Source organism: Phytoactinopolyspora alkaliphila (genome assembly GCF_010550695.1).
Classification (GTDB): Bacteria; Actinomycetota; Actinomycetes; order Jiangellales; family Jiangellaceae; genus Phytoactinopolyspora; species Phytoactinopolyspora alkaliphila.
Window position 1 is genome coordinate 122,480 of record NZ_JAAGOB010000005.1, and the last position, 17,148, is coordinate 139,627.

Below are 17,148 nucleotides of genomic sequence, written 5' to 3' on the forward strand. Positions count from 1 at the left end.
GTCACCAGCGTAACGGCCGAGTACAACGAGCTCAGCGGGGGTGCGCCCAGACGATGCAGGCCGGGCTCGGCGTACTGAACGGGGAGCCCACTTGCTGGGGCACACCGGAGCCCGGGTCGATCTCGAAGGATGTGATGGTGTCGCCGAACTGGTTGGCGGAGTAGAGGTACGCGCCGTCCGGAGAGAGGACGATGTCCCGCGGGTGGTCCCCACCGCACGGCACTCCCGTCACGAGACTGAGCTCCGGTCCGCTGACGGCCAGGACGGCTATCTCGTCGACGAAGCGATTGGCCACGTACAGGTACGAGCCGTCCGCCGAGATCCGGATGGCCGACGGGTGGCTCGCTTCGCCGGCGCCGTCCGGTCGGGTGGAGACCGTGGACAGCACCGAGCCAGCGGCAAGATCGATGACCGTCACCGTCGAGTCGAGTTCGTTGGCCACGTAGGCGTACTGGTCCCGGATCACCAGGTGGCGTGGGCCGGCTCCGGGCGGGGCGTGCAGTTCGTCGACGAGATCGAGCGTTCCGGTCGCTTCATCTAGGGCGTATCTGTACACGGTGTCCGTTCCCAGGTCCGCAGCGAGCACGTGCCCGCGGCCAGGGCCGGTGCCGGGATCGGTGACGATCATGTGCGCGTGCGCCCTCTCCTGGCGCTCGCTGTTGGGTCCCGTGCCGGTGTGCTGGATCGTGTCCGACGCGGGGGCCAGCGCTCCGTCGGCGAGAATCGGGTGCACGGCCAGCGTGCCGGAGCCGTAGGAGGCGGTGAGCAGGTAGCGCCCACTGGAATGGACGGACAGGTGGCACGGTCCACCCCCGGTCTCCTGCGGTTCCCCGAGCGCGGTGAGGCACTCGCCGTCGATCTTCCATGCCCGCACCTGCCCCTGGGCACGCTCCGCGAGTGAGTACAGGACGGTGCCGTCGGCCGAGAGCGCGAGATACATGGGGTCCGACGTCTCAGCGACGCCCACCGGCGTGAACGTCGCGCCATCGATGTCCATCACGGTGATGCCGCTGGCTGGACTGCCTGGTCCTGTGGTCGAAGCTGCTCCCAGATATGCGCGCATGGCACGTATCCTGCCCGATGCGGGGCTCGCGGAGAACACTCGGGTCCGTGCCCGGGCAGGGACGTGACGGCCCGCGTCTACCGTCGTGCATTAGGGTCGTGGACGGCATGTGCCGGCGAACGAACGGTGAACGCATCGGCAGCCGAGCGCGTGGCCGCGACGCAGCCGAACGAGGGGAAGAGAGACCGTGACAACGGCCCGAGATCATATGGTCCGGCAGGCTGTGATCCTGGCCGGGGGCCAGGGATCGCGTCTCAAACCGCTCACCGACACCATCCCCAAGGCGATGATCGAGATCGATGGACGGTGCATCATCGACCATCAGATCGGGTGGCTCGCCGAGTCAGGCGTCACCGACGTCGTCGTGTCGGCAGGTCACCTGCATGAGCGTCTCGCCGAGCACCTGGCGGCCTCGTCCCAGCCCTTGCGCACCCAGACCGTCGTCGAAGAGGAGCCGCTCGGGCGAGGCGGCGGGCTGAAGTACGCGGGCAGGCACCTGCCGGACCATGACGCGCCCTGGTATGCCCTCAACGGCGATATCTGGACCCGGTTCAACCTCCTCGACATGACGGCCTACCACGCCGAGCGTGGGGCTACGGCCACCATCGGACTGGCTCGCCCACGTATCCCGTGGGGTGTCGTGGACCTCGACGAGTTCGGGCGGGTCACGGACTTCGTGGAAGCGCCGCCATCGCCCTACCCGGTGAACGGCGGTGTCTACGTCTTCTCCCAGGAGATGCTCGAGCTCTTGCCCGAGGTCGGAGACCATGAACGGGCGACGTTCCCCATGCTGGCCAAGCAACGCCGGCTGGCCGGATACCCCATCGAGGGATACTGGCGTGCCATCGATACGGCCAAGGACGTGTCCGAGGCGGCGAAGGAGCTGAGGTCCTCGCAGCCGTGAGGGCTACCGCACCGGCCCGGCGTAAGGTTCGCCAAACCTTGTGAAGGCTAGTCATGGCTTCGTGGAAATCGCAGGTGAGCTGGGCTAACGTCGGCTCTATGATGCTTAACGACACGCTAGCCAAAGCCTTTTCCGACCAGATCACCCTCGAGATCGAGTCCTCGGTCGCCTACCTTCAGCTGGCCATCGCTCTGGAGGATGCCAACTTGCCGGGTATGGCCTCCTGGATGCGGATTCAGTCCGACGAGGAGCGAGTCCACGCCGCGAAGTTCATCGACCACGTGACGGCCCGTGGCAACCGGCCGCAGATCGGTGACATCTCGGCTCCGCAAGACCCTGGCGCCGAGGTTGTCACCGCCTTCGAAGCGGCATTGGTCCACGAGCAGAAGGTGTCCGAGTCGATCCGTGCGCTCTACCGGTTGGCGCAGGCCGAAGGCGACATCGACAGCTTGCCGTTGCTGAGCTGGTTCATCGAGGAGCAGATCGAAGAGGAGTCCACCGTCTCGGAGATCCTCGGCCGGCTGCATCTTATCGGTGACGACGGCCCGGGCTTGCTGCGCCTTGACGGTGAACTGGGCGCTCGCTCCCCGGGCTCCGACGCCTAGAGTCTCGACGTCCAGGCGGTCAGCTTCCGCATCGATCGCACGGCGCTGGCCGTGACTGCTTCCAGCGGCCCGCGGCCGGCGTACCGACGCCACGGGACGGCTATGGCCAGCGCCACCGCCATGTGCAGCCCCGCCGCATACTCCACGTTCCCCGGGATAGCGGTGGCGAGCAGCAGCACGTGGACCGAGTAGAGGGTGAACGTCATACTGCCGACGGCCGCGAGTGGCGAGAGCAGACCGCTGAACCGGCTGGCGAGGAGCAGCGTCAGACCGAGGACGGCTGCCGCTGTGCCGATGGTGTGCAGCATGTCGAACGGCGTGGCAGTGTGGGGTGACGCCACCGTGAGCCACCACGCCGTAGTGGTGGGCGTCGTTCCGTAGAACGACGTGTTCAGGACGCCGTCGGTGAACGGCCGGCTGGTGGGATGCCCGCCGGTGCCGGCCTCGGTCAAGCGGTCCATCACACCCTGTCGGAGCAGCACCCAGGACAGCACGTAGGTTCCGACAGCCAGGGCGGCCCCGCCGGCGAAGATCCTGGCGGCCACGCTGGTCGACGCGAGGGTCAGCCTGCCGAGCGCAAGCCCGGCGAGGACATACGCGAGCCAGGGCAGCACCGGATAGTAGCCGGTGACCGTGAGCTGCCAGAACAAGCCGACCGGATCGGCGAGGGACTCCGTCGTGACGTTGCCACTGGTTCGCGGCAGCCCCTGGAGCCTGAGGACATGGCTCAGCACAGGTGCTGTGAGAGCCCAGAATCCGGCGAGTGCGAAGAGCGCAGGCGCGCGGAGCCCGAGAAACGGTATGGCTGCCAGGAACAGGACCCCGTAGTAGACGAGGATCACGGCCACGCCGGAGTCCGGGAGCCCGATGGCTAGGCCGACTACCACGAGGAAGCCGGCGCGCACGGCCGTGGCTGCCCGTGCTTGGCGCGGCGCCGTCCCCCTGGGCTCGGTGGAGCCTCCGCTGGCCAGTGCCAGCCCGACGCCGGCGAGCACAGCGAAGAGAGCCGAGGCTCGTCCACTGGCGACTAGATGGGCGGCGGTCGATCCGCCGTCAGCACCTACGGACGGGGTGACATGGACGGCGATCATGCCGAAGAGCGCCAGCCCGCGGGCGGCGTCGACGCCGACCAGCCGCCTCGGCTGCTGGCGCGTGGCCTCGTCCACGCCCTGCCTCGCTTTAGAAGACCAGGGAAGCGATGAACGGCGCCATTGTCAGCACCAGGCAGGCAACCAGGACGATGGCGACCAGGCGCTTGCGCGGGTCGGTCGGCCGCGGGGTGTCATCGGTCTCACGCATGCGATCCACCTTATGCGGTAGGTGTGATCCGGGGGAGGGCACGCGCTGCCAGGATGTGGCCGGACGCGGGAACACGCCGGACCGGCGGGGCGTTGTCTCGTGTGTGAGAAGTTGAGTCACCTACACTCAACACAGTTTGACAACCATGACAGCAGGACCATACTTGAGTCTGAGTGACTCAAGAGTCTCAAGGTTTTCACTACGCAGTATCTAGGAGGAAGCGCCATGGCACGAGCTGTCGGCATTGACCTCGGCACCACGAACTCGGTCGTCGCCGTCCTGGAGGGCGGCGAGCCCGCGGTGATCGCGAATGCCGAAGGTGCCCGTACCACCCCGTCCGTCGTCGCGTTCGCGAAGAATGGCGAGGTTCTCGTCGGTGAGGTCGCGAAACGCCAGGCCGTCACCAACGTCGAGCGGACCATCCGTTCGGTGAAGCGGCACATGGGCACGGACTGGTCCACGGAGATCGACAGCAAGGCGTTCACGCCGCAGCAGATCTCCGCCTTCGTCCTGCAGAAGCTGAAGCGGGACGCCGAGGCCTACCTTGGTGAGACCATCACCGACGCCGTGGTCACGGTGCCCGCGTACTTCAGTGATGCTCAGCGGCAGGCGACCAAGGAAGCCGGCGAGATCGCCGGGTTGAACGTGCTGCGCATCGTCAACGAGCCCACGGCCGCCGCTCTCGCCTACGGCCTGGACAAGGGCGACAGCGAGCACACCATTCTGGTCTTCGACCTCGGTGGTGGCACGTTCGACGTGTCCCTGCTGGAGATCGGCGAGGGCGTCGTCGAGGTGAAGGCCACCAGCGGTGACAACCACCTCGGTGGTGACGACTGGGACCAGAAGGTTGTCGACTGGCTGGTCGATCGGGTGAAGTCCACCCACGGCCTGGACCTGTCCAAGGACAAGATCGCCATGCAGCGTGTCCGCGAGGCCGCGGAGCGGGCCAAGATCGAGCTGTCGTCGAGCACCCAGACGTCGATCTCCCTCCCTTACATCGCGCAGGATGCCGAGAAGAACCCGGTTCACGTCGACGAGAGCCTGTCACGCGCGCAATTCGAGCAGATGACCGCCGATTTGCTGGCGCGTACCAAGTCGCCGTTCGAGTCGGTCATCCGGGACGCAGGCGTCTCGGTCGACCAGATCGACCACGTGGTGCTGGTGGGCGGTTCCACCCGGATGCCCGCGGTGGTCAATCTGGTCAAGGAGCTCTCCGGCAAGGACCCGCACAAGGGTGTCAACCCGGACGAGGTCGTCGCCGTCGGCGCCAGCCTTCAGGCCGGTGTGCTGCGCGGTGAGGTCAAGGACGTCCTGCTTCTCGACGTCACCCCCCTGTCGCTCGGAATCGAGACCAAGGGCGGCGTCATGACCAAGCTGATCGAGCGCAACACCACCATCCCCACCAAGCGGTCGGAGATCTTCACCACCGCGGAGGACAACCAGCCCACTGTGGGCATCCAGGTGTACCAGGGTGAGCGCGAGATCGCGGCGTACAACAAGAAGCTCGGCACCTTCGACCTGACCGGTCTGCCGCCTGCGCCGCGTGGCGTCCCCCAGATCGAGGTCACCTTCGACATCGACGCGAACGGTATCGTCCACGTCTCCGCGAAGGATCTCGGCACCGGCCGAGAGCAGTCCATGACCATCACCGGTGGCTCGGCCCTGGCCAAGGAAGACATCGACCAGATGGTCAAGGACGCCGAGCAGTACGCCGAGGAGGACCGTAAGCGGCGAGAGGCGGCCGAGAACCGTAACCAGGCGGAGTCGCTGGTCTACCAGACGGAGAAGTTCCTCGCCGACAACACCGAGAAGGTGGAGACTCTCTCCGCCGAGGTCCGGGATGACGTGAACTCCGCACTGGCCGACGCTAAGAAGGCGCTCGAGGGTGCCGACGACGCTGCCATCAAGTCGAGCTCGGAGCGGTTGCAGACCGCGTTCCAGTCATTGGGCGCGGCGATCTACGCCACCGCCGAGCCGCCGAGCGGCGATCCGGGAGCACAGGCCGATGCCGGTGCCGGTGAGAGCGCCGAGCCCACCGCCGACGAGGATGTCGTCGAGGCCGAGATCGTGGACGAGGAGAAGGACGACAAGTGACCGACCACGAGCACGACTCGGAGGAGTACGTCGAGGCCCCGGTTGTCCGGGACCGGCGGCGCATCGATCCGCAGACGGGCCAGCGGCGGGAACCTGACGACGTCCCTGAGCCCGAGCCGCCGCTTGCCCATGCGGCAGCGGCGGCGCCGGAAGACTACGCGCCGTCCGGTTCCGGCGATGACGCAGAGCTCACCCAGGCTCGAGCCGAAGCGGCGGAGCGGCTGGACGATTTGCGGCGGGTGCAGGCCGAATACACCAACTACCGGCGCCGGGTGGAGCGCGACCGGGAAGCGGTGCGCGAAGCCGCGAGAGTCGAGGTGCTGTCGGGAATGCTCAGCGTTCTCGACGACATCGGCAGAGCGCGCGAGCACGGTGACCTGACCGGGGCGTTCCGTGCCGTCGGCGAGGCACTCGAGGCGGCGGTCACCAAGGCCGGCCTTGAGCAGTACGGCGAGGTGGGCGACGAGTTCGATCCCACCGTGCACGAGGCGCTCATGCACGGTTATGCGGACGACATCACGGTGCCCACGTGTACGCAGATTCTGCAGCCTGGGTATCGCGTCGGCGAGCGGATCGTGCGTCCGGCCAGGGTTGCCGTGGCCGAGCCGACCGAGGCGCTTGGGCAAGCCGACTCTGACGCCGGTGCCGGAAACGCTGGAGATGCGGCAGAGCCCAGTTCAGAGGAAGAATAGCTTCAACAGCGTGAGAAGGGAGGGGCGCAGCACGTGAGTACCAAGGACTGGATCGAGAAGGACTACTACAAGATCCTCGGTGTGCCGAAGGACGCCGACGCGGCAACGGTGAAGAAGGCCTACCGCACCTTGGCTCGCGAGCTGCACCCCGACCGCAACAAGGACGACAAGACCGCCGAGGACCGGTTCAAGGACGTCTCCGAGGCATACTCGGTGCTCTCCGACCCGGAGAAGCGCAAGCAGTACGACGAGGCGCGGACCCTGTTCGGCAGCGGCATGCGCGTGCCCGGCGGCAGTGGTGGCTCGTTCAATTTCGATCTTGGGGACATCTTCACCGGCACTGGTTCCGGCCAGGGCGGCCTGGGGGATGTCTTCGGTGGGCTTTTCGGTCAGCGCACCCGTTCTCGGGGCACCGGAGCCCGCCGCGGCGCCGACGTCGAGACGAACGTGTCGATCGAGTTCGAAGAAGCCGTCGACGGCAAGACCGTGCCGCTGCGGATGACCAGCTCGTCGGCCTGCACGTCGTGCGCCGGGACCGGTGCTCGCGCCGGCACGGTTCCGCGGGTCTGTCCCACGTGCACCGGGACCGGATACACGAGTACCGACTCGGGTGGCTTCGGGATGGCCGAGCCGTGCCGCGACTGCATGGGCCGCGGCCTGGTGGTCGACGATCCTTGCCCGGTGTGCAGCGGCTCCGGTCGCGGCACCACCAGCAAGGTCATGAACGTGCGGATTCCAGCCGGCGTGGTGGACGGCCAGCGTATCCGGTTGCGCGGCAAGGGTGCGCCCGGTGAACGCGGAGGGCCGGCGGGTGACCTCTACGTCACCGTCAAGGTGGGCGAACATCCGGTGTTCGGCCGCAAGGCGGAACACCTGACTGTCACCGTCCCCGTGACGTTCCCCGAGGTCACTCTGGGCGCCGACATCAAGGTTCCCACGCTGAACGGCGTACCTGTCACGTTGAAGCTCCCGCCCGGCACTCCCAATGGACGCACCTTCCGGGTTCGCGGCCGAGGAGCCACCCGGCGGGACGGTACTCGCGGTGACCTGTTGGTCACGGTGGAGGTCGTCGTTCCACAGCGCGTCGAGCAGCCCGCCAAGGAGGCCCTGGAGGCCTTCCAGTCCGCAACATCGGGTGACGATATCCGCGCAGAGCTGATGCGCGAGGCTTCGAAGCGAGGTTGACGTGGACGAACGCACAAGATTCGTCGTGGCGATGTCGGGCGCTGCCCGGCGGGTCCGCGACGACGAGCCGTTGTACGTGATCTCTGTCGCCGCCGAGATGGCCGGCATGCACCCTCAGACGTTGCGTCAGTACGACCGTCTGGGCCTGGTCTCCCCGCGTCGTACAGGCGGAGGCGGTCGCCGGTATTCACTCCGCGATGTCGAGCAGCTCCGTGAGGTCCAGCGCTTGTCCCAGGAGGAGGGCGTCAACCTGGTGGGGATCAAGCGCATCCTTGAACTTGAGTCGCAGGTCGAGGCGCTCCGGGCGCAGCTGGAGATTCTGATCGAAGCCCAGGAGGAGAGCGGCTATCTTCCGGGCGGGCGTGGAAGCTCCGATTACCTTCCGGTACCGGCCTTCCACACCACCGCCCTGGCGATCTACCGCACCCGTTTGGCCACCTGATCGTCGATTGCGCATCTGATCGATCCCTGATTGGTGATCAGGTGACCTGAATCGCGGCGCGAGGCCAGTGTCGGTCACCTGATCATCTCCACTATGTGGACGGGAAATGATCAGGTGACCGACCGGCGCATTTACTGGCGGTTCGCGCATCTGATCCATGGTCCGCCCAGCCGCCCAGCCGCCCAGCCGCCCAGCCGCCCAGCCGCCCAGCCGCCCAGCTCACGCTGCCAGCAGGCCGATGCCCAGTGCGACGAGACCGGAGGCCAGGACGACGGCGCCGAGCCAGACCAGCGCGATCAACCCGTTGGGCTTAGTGCGTCCGGCGCCCATGGAGGAGAAGAAGAAGCCGGCCGGCATGAGGATCGCTGCCACCGCGACGCCGCTGCGCGCCAGCCATGCCGCAAACCCGTCGAGATCCGTGGCATCGGTCAGGACGGCAGCGATGATCCCAAGTGTCAGGAACATGCCTGCGTGACCGTGACCGGCACGCGCGAACGACTGCTGGAAGTCCGTGGCCGGCACCATTCGGCGGGCGATCCGAGTGAGGTACCAGCCGCCAGTCTCCACCGTGACAAGTGCCAGCAGCAGGATGCCGATCAACCGGCTGGCTTCCGCGCTCAATTCGAGCATGGCGATCTCCTTGAAGCGGGACAATGTTTACTAACGCTGTTATAAAACACTGTTACGATACTCTGTGTCAAGCCGGTGCGGAGCTGCTGAACTCTCGCCGCTGGGAGACGGAAGAACGAATGAGGGCGACGATGGCTAGACCGCGGATACACGACGACGCGATGGCGGGCAGACTTCTTGATCATGCCGCTCAGACACTCTCCACCGAGGGGGCGCGTGCGCTGAGTCTGCGGGCGCTGGCGAGAGAGGCAGGCACGTCGACGGCTGCGGTCTACTCCCTGTTCGGCGGCAAGTCAGGCCTGCTGGCCGCTCTGTACAAGAAGGCCTTCGCCCGGCTGGGTGACGCGCAGGTGGCGGTGGGTGAGAGTGAGGACCCGCTGGAGGACATCGTGCGCCTCGGCCTGGCCTACCGGAGCGTCGCGGTCAGCGATCCGCACGGTTACCGGGTCATGTTCGGCGACGAGTTGGTTCCCTCGGATCTGGATGCGGCGGCGGCGCGGATGGGAGCTCGTACGTTCGATCCGTTGCTCGCGGCCGTGCGCCGGGCGGTGTCTTCCGGGAGCTTTCCCACGTCGCCTGCGCCGGAGTCGATCGCCACCGCTCTGTGGGCAAACGTCCATGGTCTCGTCTCCCTGGAGCTTGGCCGCTTCATGCCGCCACAGGCCGGCGAGCCGGGCATGGTATTCGAGGCGTCGATCCGCGCCATGGTCCGCGGATGGGCCAAGGCTTGATCGGCCACAGCCGCCGCCACGGTCAGCGGGCACGGTCAGTGGCATCGAATCGCGGCCTCGTGGACAGCAGGTGACTCAGATCGGTGCCCGGTGAGATGTCGCGTGGCTCGGCACCGCGCTGGAAGAGTCTGGCGCCCGCATCGATCCCGCCCAGGGTGAGCTTTGCGTCGCTACGTTCCAGCCAGGTGCCCTCGCGCAGGCCGACCACCGGCACGTCGTTCTCCTCGAGGAACTGCAGCAGCCGTTCCTCGCGTGTCTCGCCCATATGGACGCGATCCGGCGGAGGGTCGATGTAGTGCGGGTTGATCTGAACGGGCACCAGATTCAGTGTCTCGAAGCTTGGCGGCTGGACGATGGGCATGTCGTTGGTGGTGCGCATGGTCGGTCCGGCCACGTTGGTGCCCGCGCTAGAGCCGATGTAGGGCAGGCCATCGGCCACCCGGGCTTTGATGATCTCCATGAGTCCGGTTCGGTACAGCGCTTGAACCAGCCGGAACGTGTTTCCGCCACCGACGAACACCGCCTCGGCGCGACGGACGAGATCGGCGGGCTTCGCCGTGTGCGCGCCGATCACCTTTACCCCCAATGGCCTGAGCCCGGTGGCGATGATCTCGGTGTAGGCATCGTGATCCTTCAGTGCGAACGGAATGAAGGTCACGGCGCCTACTCCGCCCAGTGTCTCGGTCAGCACCTCGTGTGCATGCTCGAGGTAGCCGCGTCCAGGCGCGATGGAGTTGGACATCAAAAGCAGTCTCATCAGGATCCCCCTTGTCATCCCGGCGATCATGGTACCGAGTGCCGGACAGGGCTGCGTGCGTGTGGACGAGGAGCCCGTGTGGGAGTCAGGACCCAGAGACGACGAGTGACGCGGGCAGTGTGAACCGGCCGCTGGCGGGGCATCGTAGGTGACACGGTGGACCAGAAGAAGGGGGTGCCGGGCCGTGAAGCGCCAACCAGTGTCGTCGCAGGCGATCGTGTCGCTCGGCTACGACACGGACACCCACACCCTGGAAGTCGAGTTCCGCTCGGGCTACGTCTACCAGTACTACGACGTGCCCCCGCCCGAGTTCCTCCGCCTGGTCAACTCCCCGAGTGTCGGCGGCTACATCAACACCCGCATCAAACCGCTGTACCAGTACGAATGCATACACACCCCGTAGAGCACACCGCCCGAGAACCACCGACTCGAGTACCGTCACTTGAGTGACGTCGAGCTCCATTCATTCTGCTGCTCGACTCGTGCACCGGATGACTGGCTGCTTCAGCGGATGCCGGTGCTCGTCGGACATACTTGAGTGGAATAGACTCAACTTTAGATGCGTTGTTCTGGATGGCAGGAACGCGGACGTGAGGGGAGAAACGGACCCAGATGAATGACCAGCTGACCACCAAGGCGCAAGAAGCGCTGTCGGTTGCCGTCCGGAGCGCGGCTACCGCGGGCAATCCGGATGTCGAGCCGGTTCACCTTCTGCGGGCTCTGCTCATCCAGCAAGAAGGCCTGACCGGGCCGCTACTCGAGGCTGCAGGAGCCGATCTGGGGGCTGTTCGCAGAGATGTGGACGCCGCGTTCGACGCGTTGCCGTCCGCATCGGGATCTACCGTCGCCTCGCCCAATCTCGCGAGGCCGACCTACGCCGCGCTGTCGCATGCCGGTGAGGTGGCCCGGGAGCTCGAGGACCAGTACATCTCCACCGAGCATCTCCTCGTGGGTCTGGCCCATGCCGAGTCCCCCGTACGGGACCTGCTCACCAGGCACGGCGCCACCGCGGACAAGATCCGGGCCGCCTTCCGCGACGTGCGCGGCTCGGGCAAGGTCACCAGCCCGGACCCCGAGGGCACCTACGACGCACTGAACAAGTACGGCGTCGATCTCACCGAACGCGCCCGCGACGGCAAGATCGATCCGGTGATCGGCCGTGACTCGGAGATCCGGCGAGTCGTCCAGGTCCTGTCCCGGCGGACGAAGAACAATCCTGTACTCATCGGCGAGCCGGGCGTCGGGAAGACCGCCGTCGTCGAAGGACTCGCTCAACGCATGGTCGCCGGTGACGTCCCCGAGTCCTTGCGGGGCAAGCGCCTCGTCGCTCTCGACATCGGCGCGATGCTGGCGGGCGCCAAGTACCGCGGCGAGTTCGAGGAGCGGCTCAAGGCCGTTCTCGACGAGATCAAGGCCAGCGAGGGGCAGGTTGTCACATTCATCGACGAGCTGCACACAGTGGTCGGCGCGGGCGCGTCCGGCGACTCCGCGTTGGACGCCGGGAACATGCTCAAGCCGATGCTCGCCCGGGGTGAACTCCGCATGGTCGGGGCTACCACGCTGGACGAGTACCGGGAGCGGATCGAGAAGGATCCAGCCCTGGAGCGCCGGTTCCAGCAGGTCTACGTCGGTGAGCCCAGCGTCGAGGACACCATCGCGATCCTCCGCGGGCTGAAGGAGCGTTACGAGGCACACCACAAGGTGCAGATCTCCGATGCGGGTCTGGTGGCCGCCGCATCGCTGTCCAACCGGTACATCACCGGCCGGCAGCTGCCGGACAAGGCCATCGACCTGGTCGACGAGGCTGCCTCCCGGCTGCGGATGGAGATTGACTCCTCGCCCGTCGAGATCGACACGCTGCGCCGTCAGGTCGATCGGCTCAAGATGGAGGAGCTGGCCCTCGAAAAGGAGCAGGACGACCCGTCGCGGGAACGGCTGGCGGCGTTGCGCGCGGAACTGGCCGACCGTGAGGAAGACCTCCGCGCACTGGAAGCACGGTGGGAACAGGAGAAGTCCAACCTGAACCGAGTGGGCTCTCTCAAAGAGCGCATCGACGAGCTGCGCGGCCAGGCGGAGCGTGCCCAGCGCGACGGCGACCTCGCCGGAGCCAGCGAAATCCTGTATGGGCAGATACCTGAGCTGGAGAAGGAGCTGGCCGCATCCGAGGTGGTCGAGAGCCCCACCGCGGAGACGATGGTCAAGGATGAGGTCGGTCCCGACGACGTTGCTGACGTCGTCGCGGCCTGGACCGGTATTCCCGCCGGGCGCCTTCTGGAAGGTGAGACCGGCAAGCTGCTGCGGATGGAGGACGAGCTAGGTCGCCGGGTGGTCGGGCAGCCGAAAGCCGTGGCCGCTGTCTCGGATGCCGTCCGGCGTGCCCGAGCCGGCGTGTCCGACCCGGACCGGCCCACCGGCACCTTCCTGTTCCTCGGTCCTACCGGCGTCGGTAAGACGGAGCTGGCCAAAGCACTCGCCGACTTCCTCTTCGACGACGAGCGGGCGATGGTCCGCATCGACATGAGCGAGTACAGCGAGAAGCACAGTGTGGCACGGCTCGTCGGTGCCCCGCCCGGTTACGTCGGCTACGAGGAAGGCGGGCAGCTCACCGAGTCGGTGCGCCGTCGCCCCTACTCGGTGGTCCTGCTCGACGAGGTGGAGAAGGCGCATCCCGAGGTCTTCGACATCCTGCTGCAGGTGTTCGACGACGGCCGGCTCACCGACGGACAGGGCCGTACGGTGGACTTCCGCAACACCATCCTGATCCTCACCTCCAACCTGGGGTCGGCGTTCCTCGCTGATCCGGCGCTGGACGACCAAGCCAGAGAGAAGGCGGTGATGGACGTCGTCCGGGCGTCGTTCAAGCCCGAGTTCCTGAATCGGTTGGACGACGTGGTCATGTTCCAGGCTCTCGGCACCGGAGAGCTCGCGCGGATCGTGGACCTGCAAGTGGACCGGCTGGCCGGACGGCTCGCCGACCGCAGGCTGGTGCTGCAGGTGACCGACGGCGCCAAGGAGTGGCTGGCGTTGACCGGTTACGACCCGGTCTACGGGGCGCGACCGCTGCGGCGGCTTGTGCAGACAGCCATCGGCGACCAGCTGGCCCGGGCCATCCTGGCCGGAGAGATCAGGGACGGCGACGTCGTGGCCGTCGATCTCGACGACGCCGCCGACAAGCTCACCGTCCGCGCCGCCTAGTCCGCTCGCCGTTCGGTCACCTGATCATCGAGTTCGCATCTGATCCGCCCGTGCTGGGCGATCAGGTGACCAAACCGCAGCGTGACGACCGTGGCGGTCATCTGATCGTCTCCACGATGTGGACGGAAAACGATCAGGTGACCAAACAGGGCATCTCCCGCCGGTTACGCCATCTGATCATCCCGGACCCGGCTGGTCATCCCGCCGGTTACGCCATCTGATCCTCGCCAGGATCCGCGTCCGAGCGCCGAAGAGCGCTAGTCGGGCGATCCGGAGCGGCCGAGTCGCCAGTAACCGTACGCGTGGATATCGGGGCGGGCCACGCCGCGCTCCGCGGCGGCGAACCGGCGCACCGCACGGACCTCCGAGGCTTCCCCGGCGACCCAGATCTCGACGCGCCCCTCCGGCCACGACAGTCTCCGCAGCGCACCCTCCAACGCACCGGTGGTACCGGCGGGCGCGCCGTCGCGAGGCAGCCAACGCAGGTCGACGTCGGCCGCTGACGCCAGCGTCTGCCGCTCCGCGTCGTCGTCTATCTCGATGAACGCGTACACGCGCAGCCCGCGGGGGGCTGCCTCCAGCAACGCCGCCACCGCGGGCAGACCGGTCTCGTCGCTCACCATCAACAGCGCGTCGCCCTGGAACGACGGCACCGCGTGGGGCCGGGGACCGGTGAACGCGATGGTGTCACCAGGCTGAGCCGACGATGCCCACCGCACGAACGGTCCCTCACCGTGGAGGACGACGTCGATGTCCAGGCTGGCCGACGCCTGGTCGTACCGCCGGATCGTGTAGGTCCGGCTCGGCGGGCGTGCGCCACTGGTGGGTCCGTCCGGGATCGCTGACGGCGGTGACAGCCGCAGCACCTGGTTCGGGCACGCCGGGTCCACCGCCAGATGGGATTCCTCGACGACGAGGGTCAGCCGCAGCATCTTCGGTGTTATCGGCTCCGCGCCGACGACGCGGAGCAGCCCGGCCGTCTGGCGTGCCTCTCTCCCGGAGGCCCGTCGCGTATCCACCACGTCAGGGAGCATAGCCAGCAAGCGGCGCACGTCGCATGGCAGGCCGCCGAGCCGCCGCCCCGTCGAGCCGTGGGCCCAGAGCCGTCAGCGCAGGGGCGTGCCGACGGAGACGCGCTCAAGGGTCTCGGCCGCGGCGGTGATCCGCTCGATCGGGTACGACGTCGTCGCGCTTCCGCCGCGAACCGACTCCACACCGTGGTCGCCGAAGACGTACTCCAGCGTCTCGCCGAACGAGCCGTAGCCGATGCCCCCGGCGATGCGCAGTGTGTGATCGCCTTCGACGGTCAACGGCGCGGCGCCCTGAGTGGGATCGTCCGACGTGGGGCGCAGGAGAAAGAGCTTGTGCCCCAGGCGCACGACGTCGACGACGCCCCACAGGGTGGCGAACCGGCCGGTGAATCGGTCTAGCCCGGCAGACTCACGACCGTCCCCGGCGCGGCCCTCGCCGCCTTGCTCGACGGCGAGATTGACCAGCCGCACCAGTCCAGCCGCCAGCGTCTCGGCTGGGCCGTCGATGGCGTTGGTGAGTACCGAGACCGCAAGGCGGTCGTGTGGATCGAACAGCGTCTTCGTGATGTGCCCGGGATAGCCTCCGCCATGTCCCAGGACCAGCCGGTCACCGATCTCGACTCGGGCCAGACCCAGGCCGTACTCGCCGTCGGCGCCTTTCACAGTCCACTCGGCGCGCTGCATCAGACGCTTCGAGGCGTCCGAAAGAAGGCGGGTGTCGCCGAAGAAATGCGCCGAGACATAGCGGACGACGTCCTCCGCCGTGCTGTAGAAACCCGTGGCCGCGGCCATGGCGGCGGTGTCGACGTGATCGATCGGTACTCGCCGGTCCGAGTAGGCGAGCGCGCTGTACCCGGTGGCGTACTCGTCCGCCCGGCTCGGGTCGTACTCCGGACCGGTGTCCTCCAAGCCGAGCCTGGCCACGATCTGCTCGCTGACATAGCGGTTGTACGGCATTCCGGACGCGGCGGCGATGATCTGGCCGAGCAGCGAGTAGCCGATGTTGGAGTATTTGAAGCGCTCGTTGGCCGGCAGGACGTCTGCCCGGTCCGTGGCGATCTTGCGCAGTGTGTCGTCGTCGGGAAATGCGTGGTAAAGCTGCCAGAAGTCCCCGTCGTGGCCGTCGCGGACGACGCCGGCGCCGTGGCCGAGGAGCTCCCGGATGGTCGCGGCCGCCAGCGGCGTGCCATCGAGGTAGGACAGCCATTGCCCGGCGGTGTCGTCGAGGCGAAGCTTGCCGAGCTCGGCAAGCTGAAGCACCGCGGTAGCGGTGAACGTCTTCGAGTGCGACGCGATACGGAACAGGTGCCGCGTCGTCAGGCGAGTCCCGGCGCCGATGTCAGCCTGGCCGTGTGCCGTCGACAGCAGAAGCTCATCGTCCAGCAGCACGGCGGCTTGTACGCCGGGTACACGCGAATAGCGCTGGCGGAAGGCGAGCCACGAGTCGAAATAGGCAACGGCGCTCTTAACGGCGGTCATCGACAGTTCGGTCACGACGCCTCACCCTATGGCATGTCGCTCACGCCGAAAGCCCGGCGGTATGCCGACGGAGACGTGCGAATCGCCCGGCTGAAGTGACGGCGGAACGTGACGGCCGCTGGCACCTGGTGTGCTCGGCGCGGTGGCGCTCTCCGCCGTCACGTACGGTCCTGCCTTCATGGCCGTGTCCGCATTGCTCGCCATATGGAGCTATCAGACCTTCCCCGATCGGCCTACCGCTGGGTTCAGTGCCACTGTCTTCTTCCTCGGCGCCGGCACCATCGCCGGACCGGCCATGGTGGGGGTGATCGCCGAGCGCCACGGGCTGAGGGCCGCGCCCCTGCTGGCCGCCGTCGTCGCCCTTCTGACCGTGCTGGTGCGGATGGATAGGTCCAGGACGCCGTCTCGCTACCAGCATTTGCCGTCGCCACGATCAGTGGTCCAGCTGCCGTCCGCCCTCGTCATCGAACGCACCTGCAGGCTCTTGTACTCCTCGATGAATGGCCCAGCCACCCATCGGCCCGTACGGGCGCTGTAGTGACGGCCCCTTTGGATGCCATGCCAGGAGCGGTACTCATTTACAGACTCAGTGAGCGCGTCGAACATCCAGTCACCGAGTTTGCCGAGGTTCGTCGTGCTGTGGCTCCACGAGTGTGAGACGTTCCGCACCGTTGAGCCATTGCCCTCCCAGTACTTTTCGACCGTGAATCGAAAGAGCCTGTGACCAAGCATGTTGTTATGGTCGCGCCGGGAGGTCAGCGTGCACCCGCGGTACGTCGAGTTGATAGTGGCCGAGTCGATGTGTTTGCTCTCCACGGCATCTTCGGCCACGACTTCCACCGGAACAGTCAGCACCAGGTCTGGATCGTGGTACGCAGCCCGAGCGTCAGACTCGGAGAGACCGCCGACTTCCATGGCTCCTACAACGAACTCTTCTTCACTCATCGGGACTTGCACCTCGGCGACATCGCCTCCTTCAACCCCCGCTGCGGCGATTGGAGCTGCAACCGTGCCGACTCCGACCGTCATAACCACGGCAAG

Annotated in this window: 17 protein-coding genes; 11 read left to right on the plus strand and 6 right to left on the minus strand. The window is 66.9% G+C overall.

The window, feature by feature from the left end; translation table 11 throughout:
- Positions 1-31: 31 nt before the first annotated feature.
- Complete coding sequence (locus tag G1H11_RS10670; RefSeq protein WP_163818558.1) at positions 32-1,063, minus strand: lactonase family protein; 1,032 nt, start codon at positions 1,061-1,063, stop codon at positions 32-34.
- Between the two features lie 208 nt (positions 1,064-1,271).
- Between G1H11_RS10670 and G1H11_RS10675 the strand changes: the two genes are divergently transcribed.
- Positions 1,272-1,967, plus strand: a complete 696-nt coding sequence (locus G1H11_RS10675; RefSeq protein ID WP_163818807.1) for a nucleotidyltransferase family protein — start codon at positions 1,272-1,274, stop codon at positions 1,965-1,967.
- Between the two features lie 98 nt (positions 1,968-2,065).
- Positions 2,066-2,572, plus strand: coding sequence for a ferritin (locus G1H11_RS10680; RefSeq protein WP_163818559.1), 507 nt, complete (start codon positions 2,066-2,068; stop codon positions 2,570-2,572).
- On the opposite strand, the gene G1H11_RS10685 is transcribed toward G1H11_RS10680, so the two are convergent.
- The gene (locus G1H11_RS10685) at positions 2,569-3,738 is read right to left on the minus strand and encodes a heparan-alpha-glucosaminide N-acetyltransferase domain-containing protein (protein WP_163818560.1); all 1,170 of its coding nucleotides are present in this window, start codon (positions 3,736-3,738) and stop codon (positions 2,569-2,571) included. The genes G1H11_RS10680 and G1H11_RS10685 overlap by 4 nt on opposite strands.
- 358 nt (positions 3,739-4,096) lie before the next feature.
- On the opposite strand from G1H11_RS10685, the gene dnaK reads away from it, so the two are divergent.
- The 4 genes from dnaK to G1H11_RS10705 are packed head-to-tail and all read left to right on the plus strand — an operon-like array spanning position 4,097 to position 8,284.
- Positions 4,097-5,965, plus strand: coding sequence for a molecular chaperone DnaK (dnaK, locus tag G1H11_RS10690; protein ID WP_163818561.1), 1,869 nt, complete (start codon positions 4,097-4,099; stop codon positions 5,963-5,965).
- Positions 5,962-6,657, plus strand: a complete 696-nt coding sequence (gene grpE, locus G1H11_RS10695; RefSeq protein WP_216843647.1) for a nucleotide exchange factor GrpE — start codon at positions 5,962-5,964, stop codon at positions 6,655-6,657. Before dnaK ends, grpE begins: the two co-directional genes overlap by 4 nt.
- A gap of 33 nt (positions 6,658-6,690) precedes the next feature.
- Positions 6,691-7,842, plus strand: a complete 1,152-nt coding sequence (gene dnaJ, locus G1H11_RS10700; protein ID WP_163818562.1) for a molecular chaperone DnaJ — start codon at positions 6,691-6,693, stop codon at positions 7,840-7,842.
- Between the two features lie 31 nt (positions 7,843-7,873).
- Positions 7,874-8,284 (plus strand): heat shock protein transcriptional repressor HspR, encoded by a 411-nt coding sequence (locus tag G1H11_RS10705; RefSeq protein ID WP_163818809.1) that lies wholly within the window; start codon positions 7,874-7,876, stop codon positions 8,282-8,284.
- A 219-nt stretch (positions 8,285-8,503) separates the two neighbouring features.
- Here the strand turns inward: G1H11_RS10705 and G1H11_RS10710 are convergent, their stop codons facing one another.
- On the minus strand, positions 8,504-8,914 hold the full coding sequence (locus G1H11_RS10710; protein WP_163818563.1) for a hypothetical protein: 411 nt from the start codon (positions 8,912-8,914) through the stop codon (positions 8,504-8,506).
- A gap of 131 nt (positions 8,915-9,045) precedes the next feature.
- On the opposite strand from G1H11_RS10710, the gene G1H11_RS10715 reads away from it, so the two are divergent.
- Entirely contained in the window at positions 9,046-9,645 is a 600-nt protein-coding gene (locus tag G1H11_RS10715; RefSeq protein WP_163818564.1) for a TetR/AcrR family transcriptional regulator, read from the plus strand.
- A gap of 22 nt (positions 9,646-9,667) precedes the next feature.
- Here G1H11_RS10715 and pepE read toward each other — a convergent pair whose 3' ends face one another.
- Entirely contained in the window at positions 9,668-10,402 is a 735-nt protein-coding gene (gene pepE / locus G1H11_RS10720) for a dipeptidase PepE (RefSeq protein ID WP_163818565.1), read from the minus strand.
- A 184-nt stretch (positions 10,403-10,586) separates the two neighbouring features.
- On the opposite strand from pepE, the gene G1H11_RS10725 reads away from it, so the two are divergent.
- From G1H11_RS10725 to G1H11_RS10735, 3 genes are all read left to right on the plus strand, one after another.
- Entirely contained in the window at positions 10,587-10,805 is a 219-nt protein-coding gene (locus G1H11_RS10725) for a KTSC domain-containing protein (protein WP_163818566.1), read from the plus strand.
- 209 nt (positions 10,806-11,014) lie between these two features.
- Positions 11,015-13,597, plus strand: a complete 2,583-nt coding sequence (gene clpB, locus G1H11_RS10730) for an ATP-dependent chaperone ClpB (RefSeq protein WP_163818567.1) — start codon at positions 11,015-11,017, stop codon at positions 13,595-13,597.
- Between the two features lie 50 nt (positions 13,598-13,647).
- Positions 13,648-13,818: a hypothetical protein gene (locus G1H11_RS10735; protein ID WP_163818568.1), complete on the plus strand. Its 171-nt coding sequence runs from the start codon at positions 13,648-13,650 to the stop codon at positions 13,816-13,818.
- 36 nt (positions 13,819-13,854) lie between these two features.
- Here G1H11_RS10735 and G1H11_RS10740 read toward each other — a convergent pair whose 3' ends face one another.
- Both G1H11_RS10740 and G1H11_RS10745 read right to left on the minus strand, forming a co-directional pair.
- Entirely contained in the window at positions 13,855-14,619 is a 765-nt protein-coding gene (locus G1H11_RS10740; protein ID WP_163818569.1) for an SIP domain-containing protein, read from the minus strand.
- Between the two features lie 84 nt (positions 14,620-14,703).
- Positions 14,704-16,122 (minus strand): serine hydrolase domain-containing protein, encoded by a 1,419-nt coding sequence (locus G1H11_RS10745; RefSeq protein WP_216843649.1) that lies wholly within the window; start codon positions 16,120-16,122, stop codon positions 14,704-14,706.
- A 127-nt stretch (positions 16,123-16,249) separates the two neighbouring features.
- Between G1H11_RS10745 and G1H11_RS25215 the strand changes: the two genes are divergently transcribed.
- Positions 16,250-16,645 carry a hypothetical protein gene (locus G1H11_RS25215; protein ID WP_216843650.1) on the plus strand — a complete coding sequence of 132 codons (396 nt, stop codon included), beginning with the start codon at positions 16,250-16,252 and terminating at the stop codon, positions 16,643-16,645.
- The last annotated feature ends 503 nt before the right edge of the window (positions 16,646-17,148 follow it).

Coding starts and splice junctions, on each gene's coding strand:
- G1H11_RS10710 (WP_163818563.1), bottom strand. CDS start 8,914: ATGCTCGAATTGAGCGCGGAAGCCAGCCGGTTGATCGGCATCCTGCTG.
- G1H11_RS10680 (WP_163818559.1), top strand. CDS start 2,066: ATGATGCTTAACGACACGCTAGCCAAAGCCTTTTCCGACCAGATCACC.
- G1H11_RS10715 (WP_163818564.1), top strand. CDS start 9,046: ATGGCTAGACCGCGGATACACGACGACGCGATGGCGGGCAGACTTCTT.
- dnaK (WP_163818561.1), top strand. CDS start 4,097: ATGGCACGAGCTGTCGGCATTGACCTCGGCACCACGAACTCGGTCGTC.
- pepE (WP_163818565.1), bottom strand. CDS start 10,402: ATGAGACTGCTTTTGATGTCCAACTCCATCGCGCCTGGACGCGGCTAC.
- clpB (WP_163818567.1), top strand. CDS start 11,015: ATGAATGACCAGCTGACCACCAAGGCGCAAGAAGCGCTGTCGGTTGCC.
- G1H11_RS10670 (WP_163818558.1), bottom strand. CDS start 1,063: ATGCGCGCATATCTGGGAGCAGCTTCGACCACAGGACCAGGCAGTCCA.
- G1H11_RS10675 (WP_163818807.1), top strand. CDS start 1,272: ATGGTCCGGCAGGCTGTGATCCTGGCCGGGGGCCAGGGATCGCGTCTC.
- G1H11_RS10705 (WP_163818809.1), top strand. CDS start 7,874: ATGTCGGGCGCTGCCCGGCGGGTCCGCGACGACGAGCCGTTGTACGTG.